Consider the following 21,470-nt stretch of genomic DNA (forward strand, 5'->3'; position numbering starts at 1 on the left):
CGGATATCCGGGGTTTATTTTATTCGTCTTCCGACGTCAGTTTACTCGCTAATTCTTTCGCCGCCAGCACCCGCTCTACGGTATCCACTACCGCCTGGGTCTGGGGATCAATTTCGATATTAATGCGATGGCCGAGTTTTTTCGCCCCCAGCGTCGTGCGCTGAAACGTTTCCGGAATTAAATGCACGCAGAAACGGGTTGGCGTCACTTCACCCACCGTCAGACTAATCCCATCCACGCCAATAAATCCTTTGTACAGGATGTATTTCATTAATGACGCGTCTTGTACCTTAAACCAGATCTGACGGTTATTTTCTGAGGTCAGGATTTTCGAAATCTCGGCGGTCGTCATAATATGACCCGACATTAAATGCCCGCCAATCTCATCGCTGAACTTCGCCGCGCGCTCAACGTTCACCATGTCGCCCACCACCAGCTCGCCGAGGTTGGTAATACGCAGCGTCTCTTTCATCAGATCAAAGCTAATACGGTTGCCGTTAATCTCTGTCACTGTCAGACAGCAGCCGTTGTGTGCCACCGATGCCCCGGTCTCCAGACCGTCGAGCATATATTCCGGCAGCTCGACCACATGGGTACGGAAATTAGGTTTTTCATCTATGGACACCAGTTTTGCAGTGCCCTGCACGATACCAGTAAACATGCTTACCACTCCTGTATTATCCCAACGGTAGTGACACCGTTTAATCGCAACACAATAACAGTTGGAAAAACAGGTTGCCAGCGGAGCGCATTTTCTGGCGATTTTTTCACTAGATAAATAGAGAAACCCCGCTACAATAGCTGGCATTCCCCCTGTTTTTTCTTCTTGCTGCCAGTTTCGGCGGGTTTTTTAGTCTCTCAAATAACAACAAAACAAAAGGTGTTCACGTGCAGAAGTACATGAATGAAGCGCGTCAGTTATTAGCGCTGGCAATACCGGTGATCATCGCGCAGGTCGCTCAAACCGCAATGGGATTTGTGGATACGGTTATGGCGGGTGGTTACAGCGCCACCGATATGGCCGCCGTTGCTATCGGTACCTCTATCTGGCTTCCGGCTATTCTGTTCGGCCACGGACTGCTGCTGGCCCTAACGCCGGTTATCGCCCAGCTTAACGGCTCAGGCCGACGCGATCGTATTGCCCATCAGGTACGTCAGGGCTTCTGGCTCGCCGGATGTGTCTCCGTTCTGATCATGATTGTGCTGTGGAACGCGGGCCATATTATTCGCTCGATGCACAATATCGACCCGGCCCTGGCCGATAAAGCCGTCGGCTATCTGCGTGCGCTGCTGTGGGGCGCGCCCGGTTACCTGTTCTTCCAGGTGGCGCGTAACCAGTGTGAAGGACTGGCGAAAACCAAACCCGGCATGGTAATTGGCTTTATCGGGCTGCTGGTAAACATCCCGGTGAACTATGTCTTTATCTACGGTCATTTCGGCATGCCAGAACTGGGCGGCGTGGGCTGTGGCGTCGCGACGGCGGCGGTGTACTGGGTCATGTTTGCCAGCATGCTCTCTTACGTCAAACGCGCGCGCTCAATGCGCGATATACGCAATGAGCCGGGTTTCGGCAAGCCAGATATGAGCGTGGTAAAACGTCTGGTGCAGCTCGGTCTGCCTATTGCGCTGGCGCTGTTCTTCGAAGTGACGCTGTTTGCGGTCGTCGCCCTGCTGGTCTCCCCGCTGGGGATTGTCGACGTGGCAGGCCACCAGATTGCGCTGAACTTTAGCTCGCTGATGTTCGTACTGCCGATGTCCCTTGCGGCAGCGGTAACGATCCGCGTCGGCTATCGTCTGGGGCAGGGTTCGACGCTCGATGCACAGACGGCGGCGCGTACCGGCCTGATGGTGGGCGTGTGCATGGCGGCCTGTACCGCCATCTTTACCGTGTTGCTGCGCGAGCAGATCGCCCTGCTTTATAACGACAATCCGGAAGTGGTGATCCTTGCCTCACAGCTGATGCTGCTGGCGGCGGTATATCAGATTTCCGATTCGATTCAGGTGATCGGCAGCGGTATTCTGCGTGGGTACAAAGATACGCGTTCGATCTTCTTTATCACTTTCACCGCCTACTGGGTGCTCGGGCTGCCGAGCGGTTACGTGCTGGCGCTGACGGATCTGGTGGTCGACAGAATGGGTCCGGCCGGTTTCTGGATGGGCTTTATTATCGGATTAACCTCCGCCGCGATCCTGATGATGCTGCGTATGCGCTTCCTGCAACGCCAGCCATCGAATGTGATTTTGCAACGCGCTGCGCGTTAATTACCCGCTAGCCGTCTACGGGCGGCTACTTTATCTTCATTTTGCGCGGGAATGAAGCAATCGCGTGAAATACGGAAGAAAATTGCATTTTCCCTCTTGCCTCATCCCGTCACTGTCGCTAATATTCGACCCCGTTGTCACAGACAACATGATGCGTCCGTAGCTCAGTTGGTTAGAGCACCACCTTGACATGGTGGGGGTCGGTGGTTCGAGTCCACTCGGACGCACCATCAAAAAAATCTGTACAGTGCGTCCGTAGCTCAGTTGGTTAGAGCACCACCTTGACATGGTGGGGGTCGGTGGTTCGAGTCCACTCGGACGCACCATTTCAGGTTACACCTCTTCAGCTTTACCTCCCTTTTCAACTTTCCAGAATATCCCTGATTAGCCCGTTAATAACAGGCATTGCGGCTCTCTCTCGACGACGTTTCCCATTTTACATTTTCACCGCTCAACCTTCTGCTTCTCTGCGCGAATCCTGTTTCATCCCCTGACGTAATGTGTCCCACAGGCGAGAACCTGACGGATAACGGCTTTCTGATAACGCTCCCGCTTCTGCTATAGAAATAGTGACAGCGTATATACTGTTTGATGTACGGGAAATCCGGCACTAAAAGCGGTGATGACTCAGAAATGGACGAGGGCAGACGGGCGAAAGGCGTTAACGCCCAGCGAAGTCGGTGCCCGGTTGCCCTCCAGGAATCAAACAATAATAACGGGTGAGAATGGATGAAACAGATTGCGATTATCGGTGCCGGCCCCACTGGCATTTATACCCTTTTCTCTCTGCTGAAAAATCAGACGCCACTGGCCGTGGATATCTATGAGCAGGGTGACGAGGCCGGTGTTGGCATGCCTTACAGCGATGAAGATAACTCGCGGATGATGCTCGCTAACATCGCCAGCATCGAAATTCCCCCGCTCTTTTCGACCTATCTCGACTGGCTGCTTACCCAGAGCAGCGAACACCTGGCACGCTACGGTGTGCAGAAATCCTCCCTTCATGACCGTCAGTTCCTGCCACGCATTTTGTTGGGCGAGTATTATCGCGACCAGTTTTTACAGCTGATCGCACAGGCGAAACAGCGCGGATTTACCGTCAAGGTGCAGGAGTCTTGCCAGGTTAAGGACCTGGAGGTGACGCCTCAGGGCGTCAAGATCTGGGTGGAGAACCGGTCAGAACCCGCGACGTACGATCTGGCGGTGATCGCCACCGGTCACGTCTGGCCGGACGAAGAGGAATCCACGCGCTCTTTCTTCCCCAGCCCCTGGTCGGGATTGATGGAAGCCACTATTCGCGCCTGTCGCGTTGGCATTATGGGCACCTCCCTCAGCGGGTTAGATGCGGCGATGGCGGTCGCCATTCAGCACGGTGAATTTATCGAGCCGGAAAATCAGCCCGTAGAATTCAGGCTCGACAAAGGGAGCGATGCGCTCGACATCGTGCTGATGTCCCGCTCGGGCATTCTGCCAGAAGCCGATTTTTACTGCCCTCTCCCCTACGAGCCGCTCACCCTCGTCACGGAACAGGCCATCGAAAAAGCGATCGCCGCAGGATCTGAGGGACTGCTCGATCGCGTGTTCACTCTGATGACGCAGGAACTTGAGCTGGCCGATCCACAGTGGAGCCACGCCATTGGCCTTGAAGCGCTGAACGTCGATACCTTCCACGACGCCTATTTTGCCGAGCGCCACAAACACGATCCCTTCAGCTGGGCGCAATCCAATCTCGATGAGGTCGAGCGCAACAAACGTGATAAACGCACGGTGCCCTGGCGCTACACCATTTTGCGGATGCATGAAGTGGTGCAGGAGATCGTCCCGCATCTGACGGATAAGGACCGCAAGCGTTTTGACGCCGGGCTGTCGCGCATTTTTATCGACAACTATGCGGCCATTCCCTCCCAGTCGATTCGTCGGCTGCTGGCGCTGCGCGAGGCCGGCATTATCAGCGTGCTGGCGCTGGGGGCAGATTATAAAAGGGATGTGCAGGACGACAGGACGATCATTATGGCGAAGGGAGAGCGTTATGAATTCGATCTCTTTATTGATGCCCGCGGGCAAAAACCACTGAAGACCAAAGATCTGCCGTTCCCGACGCTGCGCCAGCAGTTACAGGAAAACGGCGATGAGATCCCGGACGTCGGTGAGGATTATACCCTGCTGGCACCCGACAGCGTGCGCGGGCGCATCGCCTTTGGTGCTCTGCCGTATCTGATGCACGATCAGCCCTTTGTGCAGGGGCTGACCGTGTGTGCGGAGATTGGCGAGTCGATGGCGAAAGCGATCACCCAACGCGCTTCGCGCGCGCGTCGTCGCCTGCCATTCAGTGAGGAGTAAGGCCTGGCGGAGGGCCAGGCCAGGCTGCTGATTTAATCGCGCGTGCCCGAGGTGATTGCGTCAATCGCCTCAGGCCGCAGACGAATCTCCGCCGCGCGCCAGTGCCCCTGCATCCCTTCCGTGCGGCTCTGGCGTATCGCCGGTTCCGCAATCGCTGCAATCCCTTTGTCATCAATCCACTGATGGGTACAGATTTTCACATAGGCGCCCACCCACAGCCCGCCGGTGTAGCGCGCCGCCGCCATCGTCGGCAAGGTGTGGTTGGTCCCACAGCATTTGTCCGAAAACACCACGCTGGCGTTCTGGCCGATAAACAGCGAACCGTAGTTGCGGATCTTCGCCGCCGTGCCGTGCGGATCGCGGGTGTGCACCTGCAGATGCTCCGTCGCCATAAAATCGGCAAACGCGATCAGTTGCTCCTCGGTGTCACACAGCACGATTTCGCCCTGACGACGCCAGGCTTCACCCGCCGTGGCCGCCGTCGGCAGCGTGGTCAGCTGACGTTCGATCTCCATCAGCGTACCTTCGGCAATGGCGCGACTGGTGGTCGCCAGCCCGACGCGGGTATGGACGTCATGCTCAGCCTGCGCCAGCAGATCCGCCGCCAGAATACGCGGATCGGCGCTGTCATCGGCGACGGTGAAGATTTCACTTGGCCCGGCCAGGGCGTCAATCCCCACTTTGCCAAACACCTGACGCTTGGCTTCGTTCACAAAGGCGTTGCCCGGCCCGACGATTTTATCCACCGCCGGAACGCTGTCGGTTCCCCAAGCCATCGCCGCAATCGCCTGCGCCCCGCCGATTTTGAATATCCGATGTGCGCCCGCCAGATGGCAGACAGCAATCATCGCCGGATGAGCGGCGGGCGGCAGACAGGCAATAATCTGCTCGCAGCCCGCGACCGTTGCCGGAACAATCGACATCACCGGTGCCGAAAGGATCGGATAGCGCCCCCCCGGTACGTAGCAGCCGACGGTCTGCACGGGAATAATGCGGTGTCCGAGATGCACGCCCGGCAGGGTTTCCACCTCCAGCGGCTGCATGGTCGCCAGCTGCGCCTGGGCAAAACGGCGCACCTGCGCAATGGCGAACTCGCTGTCGCGCCGCGTCTGCGGATCCAGATCGTTCAGCGCGGTTTCAATCTCCTGCGCCGTCACTTCAAACTGCTCAGGCACCACGTTGTCGAACTGCTGCGAAAATGCCCGCAGCGCCGCATCGCCTTCCGTTTTGACGCGCTCGATGATGGCGCTGACTTTATCCGTTAATGTACGGTCGGCCTGCGCATCCTGCCCCTGCGGCCGCTTGATCCAGCTCACCTGTTCCGTAATCGCTTGTGCAGACATTACGCCTCCTCCATCTGGCCGAGTTTGATTTGCGCCAGCAGCGCCAGGTGGTCGTACACCACCCATTCATCGACGATTTTGCCGTTGACGATGTGGTAGTGGGACATGCCCATCACGAACAGACGCTCGCCCGTCGGTTTGCCCAGCGCGCCGTAGCCCAGGTGGTGGCCTTCGATAATCCAGCGCACCGCCACTTTCACCCCGCCCTCATCGCATGGATTCGAACAGATATGCTGCGGCAGCCATGCGCCATCAGGGATCATGCCGATCAGCGCCAGCGTCTGGTGCGTCACCGCCGCCGTGCCGTACAGCTCTTTCATTAACGGGCCGTGCCACTGCACGGTCGGGGCGTACACCTCTTTGATTTTGCCCAGCATCCGACGGTTATAGATTTCATGCAGCCAGCGCAGAAGCTGCTCTTCGGTGTCCGTGTGGGCGATAGAGACGTCACAGGCCACATCCGGCGGATACTGGCCGAGCATCCGGCCGTTCTCGCCAATATCGGTGACGCGAAAACCTTTATCGAACTGCTCTTTCGCCATGTTAAAGGCGATTTCATCGGTGTTCAGCCCAAGCTGCTTCATCAGCGACATGTTGTCGCTCACCACCCACTCACGGTAAATTTTGTTTTCGTGGATCATACAGTCGGCGACGGTACGGTTCACAAAGGTGCGATTGGTCGGTTTGCCCAGATGGCTGTACTGGGTGTGACGCCCGCTGCCGGTCACCAGATGCGAGGTATAGAAACCGTCCACGTCATTGCCGTTCCAGATAACCTGGGTCGCCATGCCGCGACGCTCCGGGAAAGCAATTAAGCGCTGGAGCGTATCCTGTACGACCTGCTCGCGGTTATAGAGGGTTCCCAACGCGTTATATAACACGCAGTTGTGGGTGTAATGGGTGTAAATTAATCCGACATCACGCTCATCCCATATTTTATGGGTACAGCGGACAATATAATCGACAATATCCGTATAGCAATCATCGAAGCCTCGCAATGATTGGGCACGCGGACGTTTTTCCGGAACGAGATCAATAAAGTCACGACGCTCGACCTGTAATACCGGCTCGTCTCGCGCGGGTTTGCTATTATTTTTCTCGGGTACTGCTGGAGCTTTATTGGTTGCTTCAGTTGAAGACATATGACCTCCTGCATTTCTTTTCAGACAAAAGGATCCCGCACCCGGAATGGATGGAGAAATTAACCGCAGAACCTAATACGGCGATGATATACAGCGTTAATAAAATAAGAATAGCGGGAGGCGAACCTCCCTTTTTATTTCACAATCTGATTTATTTCACAATCTGCGACCAGATCGCTAATTCATCGATACCCAAATATTCGCGAATAATTAAACCGTCACGTAATTCGAGCTGGGTAATACCGGTAATTGAAATGGGTTTACGGGTCGGCGCGCCAAATTTGCCGTAACCATCGTGCCAGGTCAGCAGAGACCAGCGCAGGGAGATGCGCACCGGCTCGTTCGGATCTTTGCGCACAATCAGGTGGTGCAATTGGGTTTCACTGTCCGCAAACGACGCGCGATAGCCCGACAGCCAGGCGCCGATCTCCTGCTCGCCCGTGGCCATGCAGTGCCCTGGCCCGCAGAGCGTCGCGGCAGGATGGTACAACCCCGGCACCGTGCCGCCGTTGCCGCCCGCCCACATGGTCAGATAGCGTTCCACCACTCCCGCCAGCGACCCGTCGATATCATCACCTTCCGGGCCACCCGCCCAGCGTGCGTCGAGGGTTTCGGCCGATTCCGGCTCAATGCCAAGCTGCTGCTGCGTGGCGGAAAGGCTGCGGGCGAACTCACGAATATCCAGCCCCAGCTGAGAGACAATCGCCGCCCGATCCTGGAGCAGCCACTCCTGGCGCACCGCGCCGTCGGCGCAAATGCGGTCTGCCCAGGTGCGCACCCAGACATTTTTCCCGGTCGGCGCACCGAAAAATCCCTCCCCCTGATGGCGAATCGACGCCACCGTGCGCTGCGCCGCATAATACTCCTCGCCCGGCGTGTGGCTGCACAGGATATCTTCCGTCAGCACGGAGCGTTGCGGGAAGCTGTGCATCGCCTCCAGGGTCAGGCGCATAAATTGCGACAGTTCGTTAAGCTGTTTTTCCGGCGTAATAAACACCACCGGCGTGGCGTAGAAATCCGCCAACTGACCGATATCCTTCTGCTCCCAGACCACGTGGGTCAGCGTCAGAATAAATTGCTGAATAGAGTCGAACTGGGGGCTGAAGCCCGGCAATCTGCTCATTTGACCTCCTGAGGCTGGAACAGAGATAAACCGTCTTTTTCGATGACTCCCGTGCGCGGGCGACGCGCCGAATGGCGAACCACCAGCATACCGGGCAGCGTAATTTGTTCAGGCTCGATGTTGCCGCTGTCGATCTGCTTCATCAGTAATTCCACCGTCGCTGTCACCATCGCCTCCACCGGCTGCGAGGCCGAGGTTAAGGCGTAGGACGGCCAGCCGGACGGCCCGATGTCGTCGTAGCCAATAATCGACACATCCTCCGGCACCCGCAGGCCAAATTCGTAGCGCGCCACGTCCATCACCATCACCGCCATATGATCGTTGGCGACAAAAATGGCATCTGGCGCAGGCGTCTTAGTGAAAAGCGAATACGCCGCGCGGGTGGTTTGCTGCGCGTCATAGTTACCGTTCACCACCTCTACGTCTGTGACGCCGTGCTCTGCGAGCGTATCGAGATACCCCCGCTGGCGGGCGATATTCACCGACGAATCTGCGACGCCGCCCACGTAGGCGAAGCGCTTGTGCTCTCCGGCGAGCAAGAATTCAGCAATCTGCCGCGCGGCGGCTTCGTTGTTGCTGTTGACGCTCGACGCCATTCCACTCTCTTCGCTGCGATTGAACAACACCACCGGAATTCCGGCGGCCAGACACTCCTGAGAGAGATCCAGCGACAGCGTCACCGACGCCAGCACAATGCCGTCGACGCGATACTGCATAATCTGGTCGAAAATGCGATCGACGTTGCCGTCCCTGTCGCCGACAAACAGCAGCAGGTGGTAGTTAAGCGTATCCAGCTTCTGCGCCAGCGCTTCCAGCACCTGCGGATAAAACTGGTTATCAAAATAGGAGATCACCACGCCGATAATGCGCGACCGGGCCGTGTTGAGCGAACGGGCAATCGCATTCGGGCGATAGCCCAGCTCACGCGCCGCCTTGAGCACTTTTTCACGCGTGGCGGGCGAAATGCTCGCCCCCGGCGTAAAGGTGCGGGATACCGCTGACTGCGACACCCCTGCCAGCTGTGCCACCTGCTGGCTGGTCACCGCCGCAAACGTCTTACGCTTCATTACCCTGGGTTCCTTATCCTGTCACTTCCACATTCAGGCCATGTGTTTCAAAGAGATAACATACCATCTTCGATAACCACCCCGTTAAAAGCGCCTCAGGAAGTGAGTGCTTTTTAGTCTTACACCACTTTTGCATGCGTATGCAACAGCCTAAATTATTTTTTTCACAATGGTGATATTGAACCTTTACAAAATTGAAACCTTTTCGTAACTTCAATTTTTGAATACGTATGCATGCCGTCAATTGTACCGGGAAAATTGGGATGTCATCAGAGGGACTGAGCCGGTAAACGTTGTACTTGATTGGTTATAACCCATTAATTTTTAAGAGGTTCACAACCATGTTTCGAGCACTGTTGCGCCGACCGGAAGCCCGGCTGTTTTTTATCATTAGCGTGTTGTTTTATATCTGTATTCACAGCATCGATGCGTTTCTGGCGCCCATGATGATCAATCAGGGCATCGAACCGCAGGTAATGGGCATCATCATGGGTGCCAGCGGTCTGGCGACGCTGATGATTCGTTTCCCGCTGGGGATCATCTCTGACGTGGTGAAGAGCCGCAAAATCTTTATCCAGATAGCGCTGGTGCTGCCAATCATCGCCTGGCCGATTGCCTGGCTTGAGCCGAATGCCATTACCCTGTATCTGGCGAAAGCCGCCGATGGCGTAACCGCCGCCACCTGGGTGCTGTATAACATTCTGTTTATTCGCTACTTTGATCGCAAAGAAGCCCCGGCGGCTGTCGCCCTGCTGGCGCTGGCTGGCCCCATCGGCGTGTTTCTCGGCAACTGCATCGGCGGCGTACTGATTCACTATTTTGCGAACAACATCGCATTTTTCGTCTCCTGTGTGTCTGCTCTTCTCGCCCTGTTCCTGACCACCCGCATTCGCGACGTCCACGATCCGGTGCAGGCACCGTCACTGAAAGCCTGTATCGCCGGGGCAAAACTTCAGCTCGCTGACCGCTCCGTCTGGCTGATCGGTATTCTGGCAACCATCGTGATTCTGGTTCCTTTTGCCACCCGGGACACCCTTACCCCCATCTACGCTGAACAACTCGGCGCCCGCGCCGGAATCCTGACGCTGCTGAGTAACATCCATCTGATCTTCTACGCCCTGGCGATTGCCCTGTGCAGCTCGGTGTTTTATCAGCGACTGGGGCTGGTCAAAACGGCGGTGCTGGGGATTTTGCTCCAGGTGATTTCGTCGTTTGGCATTCCGTTTACCAGCAATCTGTACCTGATTTATCTTCTGCAGGCGCTGGCCGGTTTCTCGTTTGGTATGGCGTTCGCGGCGTTCATGTCCCTGAGCGTGGTCAACACGACTTCCGATGAGCAGTCCACCCGCATGGGGTTATTCCAGACTATTTACTCCTGCGGCATGTTTGCCGGGCCGGTAATCATGGGCGTCATGATGCAACACATTAATCTCTCGTCCGGGTATCTGTTTATTGCCGGGCTTTCGATTATAGCGGCCATCGCCACCCCGCTTTCGGTGCGCTGGGTCTATTCCCGTAAAACCCGTCAGCCGGTGGAATTATCCACCAACCGTTCCCTCGCCTCCGCGCGAGAATAATTCCCGCTCATTATGTAATAACTATCCCGGTTCGCCGGGAGGGCATCTGTCATTTCGAGTATTAAAGGAGAACATTGTGGCTTATCAACTTAAATCCAGTAAACCGGTGCAGGAACGTCAGGAAGCGCAGCGACAAATACGGGAAACCGTTGAGCTGATTCTGGCGGATATTGAAAAACGCGGGAATAAAGCGATCCGTGAATTATCGATAAAATTCGATAACTACGACCGTCGGGATTATCGCCTGACGGACGCCGAAATTAATAGCTGCATGAAAAGACTCAGCCGCCAGGATATTCACGATATCGAATTCGCCCAGCAGCAGGTGTTTAATTTTGCCCGCGCACAAAAAGAGTGTCTGCGCGATCTGGAGATCGAAACGCGCCCCGGCGTTATTCTCGGCCATAAAAATATTCCGATTAACGCCGTCGGCTGTTATGTCCCGGGCGGTAAATATCCGCTGCTGGCATCGGCGCATATGTCGATAATCACCGCCAACGTCGCGGGCTGCTCACGCATTATCAGCTGTGCCCCGCCGTTTGGCGGTGAACCGGCGCCAGCGATTGTCGCGGCGCAGAAAATGGCGGGAGCAACGGAGATCTTCGCCCTCGGCGGCATTCAGGCGATTGGCGCGATGGCGCTCGGCACCGACACCCTCGCACCGGTTGATATGCTGGTGGGGCCGGGCAACGCCTTCGTCGCCGAAGCCAAGCGCCAGCTGTTTGGCCGCGTAGGAATCGATCTGTTCGCCGGTCCGACGGAAACCCTGGTGATCGCCGACGACACCGTCGATGCGGAAATGTGCGCCACCGACCTGCTGGGCCAGGCGGAGCACGGCGTTACAACACCGGCAATTCTGCTGACCAACTCGCTGACGCTGGCTAAAGAGACGCTGACGGAGATCGAGCGCCTGCTGGCAAAACTCCCGACCGCCGACGTCGCCCGTCAGTCCTGGCAGGATTACGGTGAAATTATCGTCTGCGACAGCTACGACGAGATGCTCGCCGAAGCGGATCGTATCGCCTCCGAGCACGTGCAGGTGATGACGGATCGCGACGACTGGTTCCTCAATAATCTCACCAACTTCGGTGCTCTGTTCCTCGGCCCGCGCACCAACGTGGCCTATGGCGACAAGGTCATCGGCACCAACCACACCCTGCCGACGCAAAAGGCGGCGCGCTACACGGGCGGCTTGTGGGTCGGCAAGTTCATGAAAACCTGCACCTGGCAGAAAGTCCTCAGTGACGAAGCCACCGCCGAAATCGGCAGCTACTGCTCGCGTCTGTCGCTGCTGGAAGGTTTTGCCGGGCACGCGGAGCAGGCCAACATTCGCGTTCGCCGTTACGGGAATACGGACGTGCCTTACGCCACGCCTGCGCCGGTTCGGGAAAAGGTGTCATCATGACCCTTCCCCAGACTCCCTCTTTTCATCTTACGGGAAAACGGGCGCTGGTCACGGGCGGCTCCAGGGGGCTGGGCTTCGCCTGCGCCGTGGCGCTCGCCCAGGCGGGTGCAGAGGTGTGGATTGCCGCCCGCGATCGACACACGCTGGAGCACGCCGCCGCGCTTGCGACTGAAGGCGGACTGACGCTGCATTCGCTGGCGCTGGATATCACCGATATCTCCCGCGTCGATGCGGCGCTCGCAGAGCTGCCCGCCTTCGATATTCTGGTCAACAGCGCCGGGCTGGCCCATCACGAGCCTTTCCTCGCCGTCAGCGAAACCCATTTTGACGCGGTGATGACCCTGAACCTGCGCGCCACGTTTTTCCTCAGCCAGCGGGTGGCGCAGCGGATGCGCGAGCACAACATGACAGGTTCCATCATCCATATCTCCTCGCAGATGGGCCATGTCGGCGGCCCGAATCGCAGCGTCTACTGCGCGTCAAAATTTGCACTTGAGGGGTTAAGCAAAACCATGGCGCTGGAGCTGGGTGGCGCGGGTATCCGGGTCAATACCCTGTGCCCGACCTTTATCGAAACCGAGCTGTCGCGCCAGTCCCTCGACGACCCGGATTTTCGCCGCTATGTGCTGGAGAACATCAAGCTGCGGCGTCTTGGACGCGTCGAGGATGTGATGGGACCGGTGGTGTTTTTGGCCTCCGATGCGGCGGCGATGATCACCGGCACTGCGCTGCTGGTCGACGGCGGCTGGACTGCCACATGAGAGGCCAAATGGACAAAACAGTGTGTGATAACACCGCGCTCCCGCTGGTGTTGATCGGCGGAACGCTCTGCACGGCGCGTCTGTGGCAACCGCTGATAGAGCGCCTGGCGCTCTCTTCCGTGATGTGCGTGAGCCTTACCGGGGCGGATTCCGCACCGCAGGCCGCGCAGCGCCTGCTGCAAAACCTGCCGCCGCGCTTTCTGCTGGCCGGGTTTTCCCTTGGGGCTATCGTGGCGCTACAAATAGCGGCCGATGCCCCGGAGCGGCTGGCCGGTCTTGCGCTTATGTCGGTGAATCCCCTTGCCGATGCGCCGGAAAATGCCGCCGCCCGACGCGAGGCCGTTCGCGCTGCGCGTGAGCAAGGGCTGGCGAACTGGCTGTCGGCCACCCTGTGGCAAAAGTATGTCGCCCCCGGGCGGCGCGCTGACGCGCCACTCCACGCGCTTGTCTGCCAGATGGCGCAGGAGAGCGGCCACGACACCTTTGCCAGCCAGACGGAGATCGCCCTCTCCCGGCAGGATAACCGCCGGGCCCTGAGTGCGCTCTCCTGCCCCATTCTTATCATTAACGGCGCGCACGATCCCATATGCACGCCCCACCATCACCAACTGGCCTCGGTAAGTGCGCCCCACGCCCAGCACATAACGGTTCCAACAGCCGGACATTTCGTGGTGCTCGAAGCGCCCGATGAGGTCGCCCCGCCGCTGCGCCAGTGGATTCAGGAGTCCCTTGATGCGACGCAATAAACTCAAACAATTGATTCAGGAACAGTCCCCCATCATCAACGGCTGGCTGGCGATCCCTTCCAGCTACAGCGCGGAGATCGTCGGTCATCAGGGCTACGACGCGGTGACGGTCGATTTACAGCACGGAATGATCGATTTCGCCAGCGCCCTGACGATGCTTCAGGCCCTGTCAGCCACGCCCGCGGTGCCGCTGGTACGCGTCCAGCATAACGATCCGGCGCAAATCATGCGCATGCTCGACGCCGGGGCCTACGGCATTATCTGCCCGATGATTTCTACCGCCGAACAGGCCGCGCGCTTCGTCGCCGCCTGCCGCTATCCGCCGTTTGGCGTGCGTTCGTTTGGCCCGGCGCGCGGGCTGCTGTACGGCGGAGCGGATTATCCGCAGCACGCCTGCCAGGAGATCCTGACGCTGGCGATGATTGAAACCCGCGAAGGGCTGGCGAATCTCGACGCCATTCTGGCAACCGACGGGCTGGACGGCGTGTTTATCGGCCCGAACGATCTGTCGTTAACCCTCACCGGCAGCGCCAGCGCGGAATCCCAGCACCCTGAGATGCTCGCCGCCGTCGAACGGGTGGTCAGCCGCTGTCGCCAGCAGCAAAAACTGGCCGGGATTTTTTGCACCTCCGGCGACGCCGCACGCCTGCGTATCGACCAGGGTTTTCAGTTTGTCACCCCCGCCAACGACGTGATGCAGCTTGGCCGCGCCGCGCGGGAAGCTATCGCCCTGGCGCGCGGTGCATCCGCTCCCACCACGGGCGCATCCGGTTACTAACAGGAGAAAAATTATGAAAGCACAACATATCACCCCGGCGCAGGCCAAAAGCCGCGTCATCACGCCCGATGAGATGGTGTCCTGCAATCTGGCGTTTATCGATTGCAAACTGCCCGGCTCGCACCTCAAGCAGAACTATTCATTCATCGGGCCGGGAGTCACCCAGTCATCGGCGCAGGTGGTCAATATTCCCGAACCGCACGGCTTTAATATCGGCGCAGCAGCGATGCCGAAAGGGGTGACCAATAACCTGCATCTACACTTTACCGCTGAGGTGTTTTTGATTCATGAAGGCACCTGGCGTTTTCGCTGGGGGGCGAACGGCGAAAACGAGGCTGAGTTCAGCGCGCCGGCCATTCTGTCGATTCCGACGTGGATTTTCCGTGGCTTTACCAACGTTAGCCCGCAAGAGACCTGCGGCATGGTCTACACGGTGCTTGGCGGGAATAACACCGGGGGGATCATCTGGCATCCGTCCATTCTGGCGGCGGCCAGCGAATACGGGCTGTATCTGAGCAAAGACAATATGCTGATCGACGTGAACGCGGGCGATACGCTGCCGGATGCCTCACAGCTGTTAACGCCGCTGCCGCCAGATGAGATCGCCGCCCTGCGCCACTATTCTGTCGAAGAGATGCGTCAGCGTGCCGTCACTGGCGACGATCGCCGCTGGTCAGCGGACGGCCTGCTGGATTCAGTTCTGCCGGGCCACGGCGGAGAGATCGCGCCGGTGATTGGTTTTGGTATGTCGCAGGACCGCCACTCGGCACCGGCGATTGTGAATCCGCACGGGTTTTCCGTCGAATGGCTGCGCCTCGCCGCTGAGCATGTGGTCGGGCGTCATCTCTGCCCGGACGTGCAGGTGATTATGGTGTTCAAAGGGTCGCTGAAGGTGACGTGGAATCAGGCGGGCGAAGAGGTGAGCGTGATCGCGCCGGAGCGCTCGGTGATTTCCGTTCCGGCCAACAGCTGGCGTCAGTATTGTGCGGTCGGGGGTGACGTGGAGTGCATTCTGACCACTCAGGGCGATCAGCGTAAACGCATTTACTGGGATAACGAGATTCTGGCGCAAGCCAAAGGCTATAACCGCTGTCTCGATCCGGACGGGTATGTGGCGGCGGTCGATTTGCTGCCAGTGACGGCGCGTAAGGCGGGTGTAAAACTGGAAGTGTTGCCGGGCTAACCGGCGATATAGGGCGGGTCTGTCCCGCCCTGAAAGCGTTATTCGAAGTAGACCTGAGGATTGTCAGACAGGGAGATAAAGGTTTTGCTCTCTTTATCCAGCGCGAGGATCTCGCCGCTTTCGATGTCATACACCCAGCCGTGCAGGCGGATGGCGTTATTGCGCAGCCCCACTGCCACCGATGGATGGGTTTTGATGTTGCTCAACTGGGCAAAGACGTTCTCCTGCACCATGCCATTCACTTTATCAGTCGGCGTGGCCCAGGTTTTCTTTTCCACCACGGCTTTGGCCGCATCGGAATAGCGCAGCCAGTGGGACACCGCCGGCATCGGGTCCAGATTCGCATTGTCGGCAATCGCCTTCATCGCACCGCAGTTGGAGTGGCCGCAAATCACAATATCGGTCACGCCCAGCGCTACCACCGCATACTCAATCGTCGCAGAGACACCGCCTGGCTCAGGGCCAAACGGCGGCACAATGTTGCCAGCATTTCGAATGACAAAGAGCTGTCCAGGTTCCTGCTGCGTCACCAGTTCGGGGACCAGACGGCTGTCTGAGCAGGAGATAAAAAGCGCTTTGGGATTCTGGCTGGACGCTAAACTGCGGAAGAGTTCTTTACGTTGCGGGAAAATCTCTTTTTGAAAGCTGAGAAAACCTTCAATGATATGTTGCATAGCAATGTCTCTTTTATCTGTTTTAGTTTAGGCATGATCGCGATCACGCTTGTGAAGTTTACCCACCGCGCTTTACTTCATACAAGAAATATATTTCTGCCCTGATTGCATGACGATGTCGTGTGCGTTTTCGGTGATGTTTTGTCCTTCAAAGGCGCCGTAGAGCCGCTGGAACGGGGCCTCCCGCAGTCGGTCGGTTATCGCACTGACCGCCGCCCCCGGCAGAGGAAGCATATTCGGGTAACTCCACATAAACGACACCCGGTCCGCGCCGGGCGTCACCTGTAAAATATCCCCGGCGAGCAGGACGCCGCTACCGCAATCCCAGTGCAGCACCGTTCCGCCCGCAAAATGGCCGCCCAGACGCAGCAGCCGGATACCAGGTAGCAGATCCTGAGTTTCCCCCTCCCAGAAGCGCAGCGCCGGGCTGTCGCGCATCACCCATTTCCGGTCGCTGGCATGGAGATAAACCGGCGCGTCAAACGCCGCCGCCCAGTCCTGCATGGTGGTGTAGTAATGGGGATGGGAGATCGCAATGGCGTGCAGCCCGCCCAACGCGTTAATCAGCGCGCGGGTGGCAGGGTCCAGCGTGGCGATGCAATCCCACAGGATATTGCCGTGCGGTGTGGTCAGCAGGATCGCACGCTGGTTGATGGCAAATTTGGGTACGGTTTTAAGGCTTAGCAGGCCTGGCTCAAGCTGCTGCCATTTGTTGGTGTGGCTGGTGACAACGGTGTCAAAATCCACCCACTGTTGCCCGCCAACGGGAACATACTGGCGCTCATCTTCACAAATCGCGCAGCGCTCCACGGCGCCCGTGGTGGTGTCATAGGATGTCCCGCAGGTTTTGCACAGTGTGATCATTTCCCCTCCTCTCAGCCGTCAGAGAAAGAGTATGGCAGGGATTGGCGTTACGTGCGGTGAGGTACTTTCACCGACTTTTTTATCCTATACTCTGCCAACAGCAAAACTGAACTCAGCAGGTGCATAATGGAAATTGATCTCGATAATCTGGTGTTTAACGGTCTGGAAGAGGCGCAAGAGCGCAACGCGGAACGTCTGGAAGATGCAGACAATAGAGCGCAGGCGGTTGTTGCCGACGATGATTGCGGCGATGCCTGCAAGATCTGACCGTCAACGCCGGGTGGCGGCTTCGCCCTACCCGGCTTTTTTAACGTCTACACCGTAGAGCGTTTGTTACTTTTTCACACTGTCCAGCGCCTGCTGTGCACAGGCTTCATCTAACTGACCGCCCGGCGCACCGCCGATACCGATTGCACCAATTACCTCGTCGCCCTCTTTCACCGGCAAACCACCTGCCAGCAATAAGAAACCTGGAACGTCACGCATATTCTGTGCGCCCGCGTTGCTTTGTGCGGCTTCCATCACCTTGCCGGAGGCATTTTTGGTGCTGAGCGCGGTAAACGCCTTCATCTCACTGGCTTTTACCGTATGCGGACCGGCGTTATCGGTGCGCTGCACGGCTTTCACCACGCCCGCACGATCCACTACCGTCACGCTGACCTGGTAATTTTTGGCGCTACAGGCCTGAATCGCCGCGCTCGCCAGGGCATTCGCCTGGGTCAGGGAGATATTTTTCTGCGCCAGGGTTTCTGCCTGCGCGGATACCGACATCATTCCTGCCACCAGCGCGGCTACCGTCATTAACGTTTTCATCGCAATTCCTCGAATGTGGGAGACACAGCGATGCTATCGGGATGCGCGGTTAAGCGGTATTCGGTTGATTACGCAGCCCACCTGGTAGTTATACGGATTGCAATTTGTCGTACTCACGGATGGCCTGCACCAGACTGCTCACGCCGAGCTTGACAAACAGTGCCGCGCGGTGCGCTTCAACGGTTCTGGGTGATAAATTCAGGCGCGCCGCCACCTCTTTATTGCTGCGCCCCTCCATCAGTTCGCAAAGCACTTCGTGCTCCCGCGCCGTCAATTGTTCAAACAGCGCTTTCACTCGCTTTACCTCCTGCCAGTGGGTCGTGCGGCGCTGGCTCTCCTCAAACGCGCGAGCGAGGGTTTCGATAAGCTTATCGGCATCGAGCGGCTTGGTGAAAAACTCGAAAACCCCTTGATGAAACGCCCGACGGCAGGCATCAACGGTGCCGTGCCCGGTCATGACGATCACCGGCAGCAGCGGCCACGGCCACGCCGCCTCTTCGAGCCAGGTCAGCCCACCTTTGCCCGGCATGCGCATATCCAGCAGCAGACAGCCCGCGAGCGCCCGGTCGCTGCTATACCTTTCGGTGAACGCCTCGATGCTGGCAAAGGTTTTCACCTCCCAGTGCATGCCCGAGAGAAGAAAGGCCATTGACTCTCTGATGGCGGCGTCGTCATCAATCAAATAGACCACATTACCCATGTGCGGCTCCGTTACCCGGTTCCAGTTGCAACACGATCTGCGCCCCGCCCTCTGGTGTGTTAGCGAGCGCAATCGTGCCATTCATGCGCATCATTAGCGATTCCGTGAGCGTCATCCCGAGACCAATCCCCTTTTCTCTGCCGCTGTAGAACGGCATAAACGCCTTCTCCAGCGCCTCCAGGCTGAACCCTGGCCCGCCGTCGGTCATGATAATTTCGATGACCCTGTTTTTACGCTGGCTGGTGATGTGTACCCAGCCGCGCGCGTTCTCCTGCTGGGCCTGAATCGCATTGCTGAGCAGATTGTGTAACACCTGCTCCAGCCACAGCCTGTCGGCCAGCACGGTGGCGGCGTCGGACGGGAAAGCGTGGCTGACGGTGATGTGCTCCGATTTGCGCTCATGCTCCAGCAAATTCACCACATGCTGCCAGCACTGGGCTAAATCTATCTCGCTCGGCGTGACTTTTTCCTGCACCACGTGTTCACGAAAGCGCGCCAGCAGTTCGCCGATGCGCTGAGTCTGAATCAGCGCCGCGCCGAGCGCATGGGCCACCGCCTGCGGATTCTCCTGCGCCAGCTGTCGCTGCGCCCCCTGAATCCAGGTCTGCGCCGCCGTCAGCGGCTGGTTGATTTCATGCACAATGCCGGCGGTGATCTCGCCGAGCGTATTCAGCCGCGCGTGCTGATAATACCAGGCTCGCTGCTCGGCGTTTTGCCGCTGCAAGCGTTGCCAGAGCACACCGCTCCCCGCCGCAACGATGGCCGCCCAGCCGACAAACAGCAGCGGGAACAGCGCCCAGGAGATTTGCAGCCAGTGCGGTTCAGCATCCGCCGTCAGGGTAAAGGGCTGCGTATGCTGAGGGAATGCCCGTTGCCAGTGCCAGAACGCCGTCGATGAGGGATGCGCATCGGCTGCTGACAGGCTGATAGAGAGATGGGAAAAACGGTGCGTGGCGGCGAGCAGCGGACGCAGATCGATCCGCACCCGGATCTGCCGCCACGGATTGTACAGCCAGTACTGGTCGTCACGGAGCGGCTCAACGCGAGCAGCATCCAGCGCACGGCCCGCTGTTTTTTCCAGAGCCAGAATGTGGGGGAATTTTTTGCGCAGCGCCGTCAGATCTTCATCGCCATTGAGCAGGGGCAAAACAGATTCGTTTTGCGTCAGCACCGCGCTGATGGCGGAAAAGAGCGCGGTAAATTCACGATCGCGCTCCCAGAACTGGCGGCGGATCTGTTCGGCATACAGCAGGACGCTGCTCAGCAGGCAGACAATTATCCACACCACCAGGGCACGCCGGATCAATTTTTGGCTGTTCATTCAGTCTTCAGGCGAGGTGATTTTTGCCTTAGACCTTAGCAGGTTGACGGATTAAGAACAAAAAAAAGCCGATACGTTCAGGTATCGGCTGCACAGCTCGTTCCAGTAGGTCATGCGCGTGTGGCGCAGCTCAGCGTGGTGTTTTGTCATGGAACCACTCCGGGTCGATGTTGGCGACGTCGACGCCGTACAGACTGGCGATCGGCAGCACCGATTCAATAACACGTTGCGCGCTGTTCTCCGTCTCTGAGTTGGCGACAAAAAACCGCCGTAACGTATTCAGCCAGTTTTGCATGGTCCCACTCCTCTCGATGGCGTCTGAACTCAGTTAACCCCCAAACTGGACTTAACGGAAATACCAATATCAGCTGACTATTTTCAGAATTCGCAAATACATCGCCTCTCGTCACTTACCCGTAACACGCTGTTCACTAATACCTTTTTGCATATAGCAAAGAACATTTTCTTATTTGGCGATAGATAACGCTTATGGGAGCGTATCCGGACAAAACAAAAACAACGGGATACTTGAGGGAACTATGGCTACACATAAAAAGCACTATCACACACTCGCACTGGCGCTCGGTTTACTGACCACAGGCGGCCTTTTATCGACCCAGGCGCAGGCCGATCAGCTGGCGGATATCAAAGCCGCTGGCGTGGTGAAAGTCGCCACGTTTGATGCCAACCCGCCGTTCGGCTCCATCGATGCCAAAACACACGATATCGTTGGCTATGACGTCGATTTCGCCAAAGCGCTGGCCAAAAAACTTGGCGTGAAACTGGAGCTGGTCGCCACGAATCCGGCGAACCGCATTCCACTGCTGCAGTCGGGGAAAGCCGATCTGATCGTCGCCGACATCACCATCACTCCGGAACGTGCTCAGGTGATTGATTTCTCCACGCCCTATTTCGTGACCGGTCAGCAGTTCCTGGTTCCGGCAAAATCGGCGGATAAACTGGATGATTACAGCAAAGCGCGCATCGGCGCGGTGAAAGGCACCACCGGCGAGCAGGCGCTGCACCAGCGTTTCCCGCAATCCCGCGTGCTCTCTTACGACGATATTCCGCTGGCGTTAACCGCCCTGCGCAACGGTAACGTGCAGGCGATTACCCAGGACAGTACCATTCTGGCCGGTTTACTGGCTCAGGCACCGGATAAAGCCGATTTTAAAATCCTGCCGGATTTGCTCAGTAAAGAGGAGATCGGCGTGGGGGTGAAGAAAGGCGAAACCGCGCTGTTGAACGTGGTGAATGACGAGCTGGTAAATCTTGAGAAAACCGGCGACGCCGCCAAAATTTATGACGTCTGGTTTGGCCCACAAACCGCCTCACCTCAGCCTCGCGCCTTTAAAATAGAAGCCCAGTAAT

General features: G+C 57.6%; 21 protein-coding genes and 2 tRNA genes. 12 read left to right on the forward strand and 11 right to left on the reverse strand.

Features of this window, described 5'->3' with window-relative positions; genetic code table 11:
* Positions 1 to 19 precede the first annotated feature (19 nt).
* Complete coding sequence (locus OVA10_RS14795) at positions 20 to 661, reverse strand: riboflavin synthase subunit alpha (RefSeq protein WP_268196226.1); 642 nt, start codon at positions 659 to 661, stop codon at positions 20 to 22.
* A gap of 227 nt (positions 662 to 888) precedes the next feature.
* On the opposite strand from OVA10_RS14795, the gene mdtK reads away from it, so the two are divergent.
* From mdtK to OVA10_RS14815, 4 genes are all read left to right on the forward strand, one after another.
* Positions 889 to 2,262 (forward strand): MdtK family multidrug efflux MATE transporter, encoded by a 1,374-nt coding sequence (gene mdtK / locus OVA10_RS14800; RefSeq protein WP_102103557.1) that lies wholly within the window; start codon positions 889 to 891, stop codon positions 2,260 to 2,262.
* 153 nt (positions 2,263 to 2,415) lie between these two features.
* A tRNA-Val gene (locus OVA10_RS14805) sits at positions 2,416 to 2,492 on the forward strand.
* A 19-nt stretch (positions 2,493 to 2,511) separates the two neighbouring features.
* Positions 2,512 to 2,588, forward strand: a tRNA-Val gene (locus OVA10_RS14810).
* Between the two features lie 403 nt (positions 2,589 to 2,991).
* Positions 2,992 to 4,602, forward strand: coding sequence for an FAD-NAD(P)-binding protein (locus OVA10_RS14815; protein WP_268196227.1), 1,611 nt, complete (start codon positions 2,992 to 2,994; stop codon positions 4,600 to 4,602).
* 32 nt (positions 4,603 to 4,634) lie between these two features.
* Here OVA10_RS14815 and hisD (OVA10_RS14820) read toward each other — a convergent pair whose 3' ends face one another.
* The 4 genes from hisD (OVA10_RS14820) to OVA10_RS14835 all read right to left on the reverse strand — a co-directional run bounded on the left by hisD (OVA10_RS14820) (position 4,635) and on the right by OVA10_RS14835 (position 9,277).
* Complete coding sequence (gene hisD / locus OVA10_RS14820; RefSeq protein ID WP_268196228.1) at positions 4,635 to 5,945, reverse strand: histidinol dehydrogenase; 1,311 nt, start codon at positions 5,943 to 5,945, stop codon at positions 4,635 to 4,637.
* On the reverse strand, positions 5,945 to 7,087 hold the full coding sequence (locus OVA10_RS14825) for a nuclear transport factor 2 family protein (protein WP_102103554.1): 1,143 nt from the start codon (positions 7,085 to 7,087) through the stop codon (positions 5,945 to 5,947). The genes hisD (OVA10_RS14820) and OVA10_RS14825 overlap by 1 nt, the downstream gene beginning before the upstream one ends.
* Positions 7,088 to 7,238: 151 nt before the next feature.
* A complete protein-coding gene (locus OVA10_RS14830; protein WP_268196229.1) occupies positions 7,239 to 8,210 on the reverse strand; it encodes a nuclear transport factor 2 family protein in 972 nt (323 codons plus the stop codon).
* The gene (locus OVA10_RS14835; RefSeq protein ID WP_107703704.1) at positions 8,207 to 9,277 is read right to left on the reverse strand and encodes a LacI family DNA-binding transcriptional regulator; all 1,071 of its coding nucleotides are present in this window, start codon (positions 9,275 to 9,277) and stop codon (positions 8,207 to 8,209) included. The genes OVA10_RS14830 and OVA10_RS14835 overlap by 4 nt, the downstream gene beginning before the upstream one ends.
* A 341-nt stretch (positions 9,278 to 9,618) precedes the next feature.
* On the opposite strand from OVA10_RS14835, the gene OVA10_RS14840 reads away from it, so the two are divergent.
* The 6 genes from OVA10_RS14840 (at position 9,619) to OVA10_RS14865 (ending at position 15,727) form a co-directional block, all read left to right on the forward strand.
* The gene (locus OVA10_RS14840) at positions 9,619 to 10,854 is read left to right on the forward strand and encodes an MFS transporter (RefSeq protein ID WP_149044974.1); all 1,236 of its coding nucleotides are present in this window, start codon (positions 9,619 to 9,621) and stop codon (positions 10,852 to 10,854) included.
* A gap of 76 nt (positions 10,855 to 10,930) precedes the next feature.
* Entirely contained in the window at positions 10,931 to 12,259 is a 1,329-nt protein-coding gene (gene hisD, locus OVA10_RS14845; RefSeq protein WP_268196230.1) for a histidinol dehydrogenase, read from the forward strand.
* Positions 12,256 to 13,020, forward strand: coding sequence for an SDR family NAD(P)-dependent oxidoreductase (locus OVA10_RS14850; protein ID WP_268196231.1), 765 nt, complete (start codon positions 12,256 to 12,258; stop codon positions 13,018 to 13,020). Before hisD (OVA10_RS14845) ends, OVA10_RS14850 begins: the two co-directional genes overlap by 4 nt.
* A gap of 8 nt (positions 13,021 to 13,028) precedes the next feature.
* Positions 13,029 to 13,766, forward strand: coding sequence for an alpha/beta fold hydrolase (locus OVA10_RS14855; RefSeq protein WP_268196232.1), 738 nt, complete (start codon positions 13,029 to 13,031; stop codon positions 13,764 to 13,766).
* Complete coding sequence (locus tag OVA10_RS14860) at positions 13,753 to 14,544, forward strand: HpcH/HpaI aldolase family protein (protein WP_123428973.1); 792 nt, start codon at positions 13,753 to 13,755, stop codon at positions 14,542 to 14,544. The genes OVA10_RS14855 and OVA10_RS14860 overlap by 14 nt, the downstream gene beginning before the upstream one ends.
* A gap of 13 nt (positions 14,545 to 14,557) precedes the next feature.
* Complete coding sequence (locus OVA10_RS14865) at positions 14,558 to 15,727, forward strand: cupin (protein ID WP_268196233.1); 1,170 nt, start codon at positions 14,558 to 14,560, stop codon at positions 15,725 to 15,727.
* A 38-nt stretch (positions 15,728 to 15,765) separates the two neighbouring features.
* Here the strand turns inward: OVA10_RS14865 and OVA10_RS14870 are convergent, their stop codons facing one another.
* Together OVA10_RS14870 and OVA10_RS14875 are read right to left on the reverse strand one after the other, a co-directional pair.
* On the reverse strand, positions 15,766 to 16,401 hold the full coding sequence (locus OVA10_RS14870) for a carbonic anhydrase (protein ID WP_100780429.1): 636 nt from the start codon (positions 16,399 to 16,401) through the stop codon (positions 15,766 to 15,768).
* Between the two features lie 72 nt (positions 16,402 to 16,473).
* A complete protein-coding gene (locus OVA10_RS14875; protein ID WP_268196234.1) occupies positions 16,474 to 17,265 on the reverse strand; it encodes an MBL fold metallo-hydrolase in 792 nt (263 codons plus the stop codon).
* Between the two features lie 126 nt (positions 17,266 to 17,391).
* Here OVA10_RS14875 and OVA10_RS14880 point away from each other — a divergent pair, with 126 nt between their 5' ends.
* Positions 17,392 to 17,532 (forward strand): hypothetical protein, encoded by a 141-nt coding sequence (locus OVA10_RS14880; protein WP_268196235.1) that lies wholly within the window; start codon positions 17,392 to 17,394, stop codon positions 17,530 to 17,532.
* 66 nt (positions 17,533 to 17,598) lie between these two features.
* Here OVA10_RS14880 and OVA10_RS14885 read toward each other — a convergent pair whose 3' ends face one another.
* The 4 genes from OVA10_RS14885 to OVA10_RS14900 form a co-directional block, all read right to left on the reverse strand.
* Positions 17,599 to 18,078, reverse strand: coding sequence for a GlcG/HbpS family heme-binding protein (locus tag OVA10_RS14885; RefSeq protein ID WP_100780431.1), 480 nt, complete (start codon positions 18,076 to 18,078; stop codon positions 17,599 to 17,601).
* Between the two features lie 88 nt (positions 18,079 to 18,166).
* A complete protein-coding gene (locus OVA10_RS14890) occupies positions 18,167 to 18,778 on the reverse strand; it encodes a response regulator transcription factor (protein ID WP_268196236.1) in 612 nt (203 codons plus the stop codon).
* Positions 18,771 to 20,099 (reverse strand): sensor histidine kinase, encoded by a 1,329-nt coding sequence (locus OVA10_RS14895; RefSeq protein WP_142503438.1) that lies wholly within the window; start codon positions 20,097 to 20,099, stop codon positions 18,771 to 18,773. The genes OVA10_RS14890 and OVA10_RS14895 overlap by 8 nt, the downstream gene beginning before the upstream one ends.
* Positions 20,100 to 20,229: 130 nt before the next feature.
* Entirely contained in the window at positions 20,230 to 20,394 is a 165-nt protein-coding gene (locus OVA10_RS14900; protein WP_268196237.1) for a hypothetical protein, read from the reverse strand.
* Positions 20,395 to 20,638: 244 nt separating this feature from the next.
* Between OVA10_RS14900 and OVA10_RS14905 the strand changes: the two genes are divergently transcribed.
* Positions 20,639 to 21,469, forward strand: coding sequence for an ABC transporter substrate-binding protein (locus OVA10_RS14905; RefSeq protein WP_107703714.1), 831 nt, complete (start codon positions 20,639 to 20,641; stop codon positions 21,467 to 21,469).
* Position 21,470: the final 1 nt, after the last annotated feature.

It is taken from the genome of Lelliottia sp. SL45, assembly GCF_026672535.1.
Lineage (GTDB): Bacteria > Pseudomonadota > Gammaproteobacteria > Enterobacterales > Enterobacteriaceae > Enterobacter > Enterobacter nimipressuralis.

Coding starts and splice junctions, on each gene's coding strand:
- OVA10_RS14795 (WP_268196226.1), bottom strand. CDS start 661: ATGTTTACTGGTATCGTGCAGGGCACTGCAAAACTGGTGTCCATAGAT.
- OVA10_RS14815 (WP_268196227.1), top strand. CDS start 2,992: ATGAAACAGATTGCGATTATCGGTGCCGGCCCCACTGGCATTTATACC.
- hisD (WP_268196228.1), bottom strand. CDS start 5,945: ATGTCTGCACAAGCGATTACGGAACAGGTGAGCTGGATCAAGCGGCCG.
- OVA10_RS14825 (WP_102103554.1), bottom strand. CDS start 7,087: ATGTCTTCAACTGAAGCAACCAATAAAGCTCCAGCAGTACCCGAGAAA.
- OVA10_RS14830 (WP_268196229.1), bottom strand. CDS start 8,210: ATGAGCAGATTGCCGGGCTTCAGCCCCCAGTTCGACTCTATTCAGCAA.
- OVA10_RS14835 (WP_107703704.1), bottom strand. CDS start 9,277: ATGAAGCGTAAGACGTTTGCGGCGGTGACCAGCCAGCAGGTGGCACAG.
- OVA10_RS14840 (WP_149044974.1), top strand. CDS start 9,619: ATGTTTCGAGCACTGTTGCGCCGACCGGAAGCCCGGCTGTTTTTTATC.
- OVA10_RS14850 (WP_268196231.1), top strand. CDS start 12,256: ATGACCCTTCCCCAGACTCCCTCTTTTCATCTTACGGGAAAACGGGCG.
- OVA10_RS14855 (WP_268196232.1), top strand. CDS start 13,029: ATGGACAAAACAGTGTGTGATAACACCGCGCTCCCGCTGGTGTTGATC.
- OVA10_RS14860 (WP_123428973.1), top strand. CDS start 13,753: ATGCGACGCAATAAACTCAAACAATTGATTCAGGAACAGTCCCCCATC.
- OVA10_RS14865 (WP_268196233.1), top strand. CDS start 14,558: ATGAAAGCACAACATATCACCCCGGCGCAGGCCAAAAGCCGCGTCATC.
- OVA10_RS14870 (WP_100780429.1), bottom strand. CDS start 16,401: ATGCAACATATCATTGAAGGTTTTCTCAGCTTTCAAAAAGAGATTTTC.
- OVA10_RS14875 (WP_268196234.1), bottom strand. CDS start 17,265: ATGATCACACTGTGCAAAACCTGCGGGACATCCTATGACACCACCACG.
- OVA10_RS14880 (WP_268196235.1), top strand. CDS start 17,392: ATGGAAATTGATCTCGATAATCTGGTGTTTAACGGTCTGGAAGAGGCG.
- OVA10_RS14885 (WP_100780431.1), bottom strand. CDS start 18,078: ATGAAAACGTTAATGACGGTAGCCGCGCTGGTGGCAGGAATGATGTCG.
- OVA10_RS14890 (WP_268196236.1), bottom strand. CDS start 18,778: ATGGGTAATGTGGTCTATTTGATTGATGACGACGCCGCCATCAGAGAG.
- OVA10_RS14895 (WP_142503438.1), bottom strand. CDS start 20,099: ATGAACAGCCAAAAATTGATCCGGCGTGCCCTGGTGGTGTGGATAATT.
- OVA10_RS14900 (WP_268196237.1), bottom strand. CDS start 20,394: ATGCAAAACTGGCTGAATACGTTACGGCGGTTTTTTGTCGCCAACTCA.
- OVA10_RS14905 (WP_107703714.1), top strand. CDS start 20,639: ATGGCTACACATAAAAAGCACTATCACACACTCGCACTGGCGCTCGGT.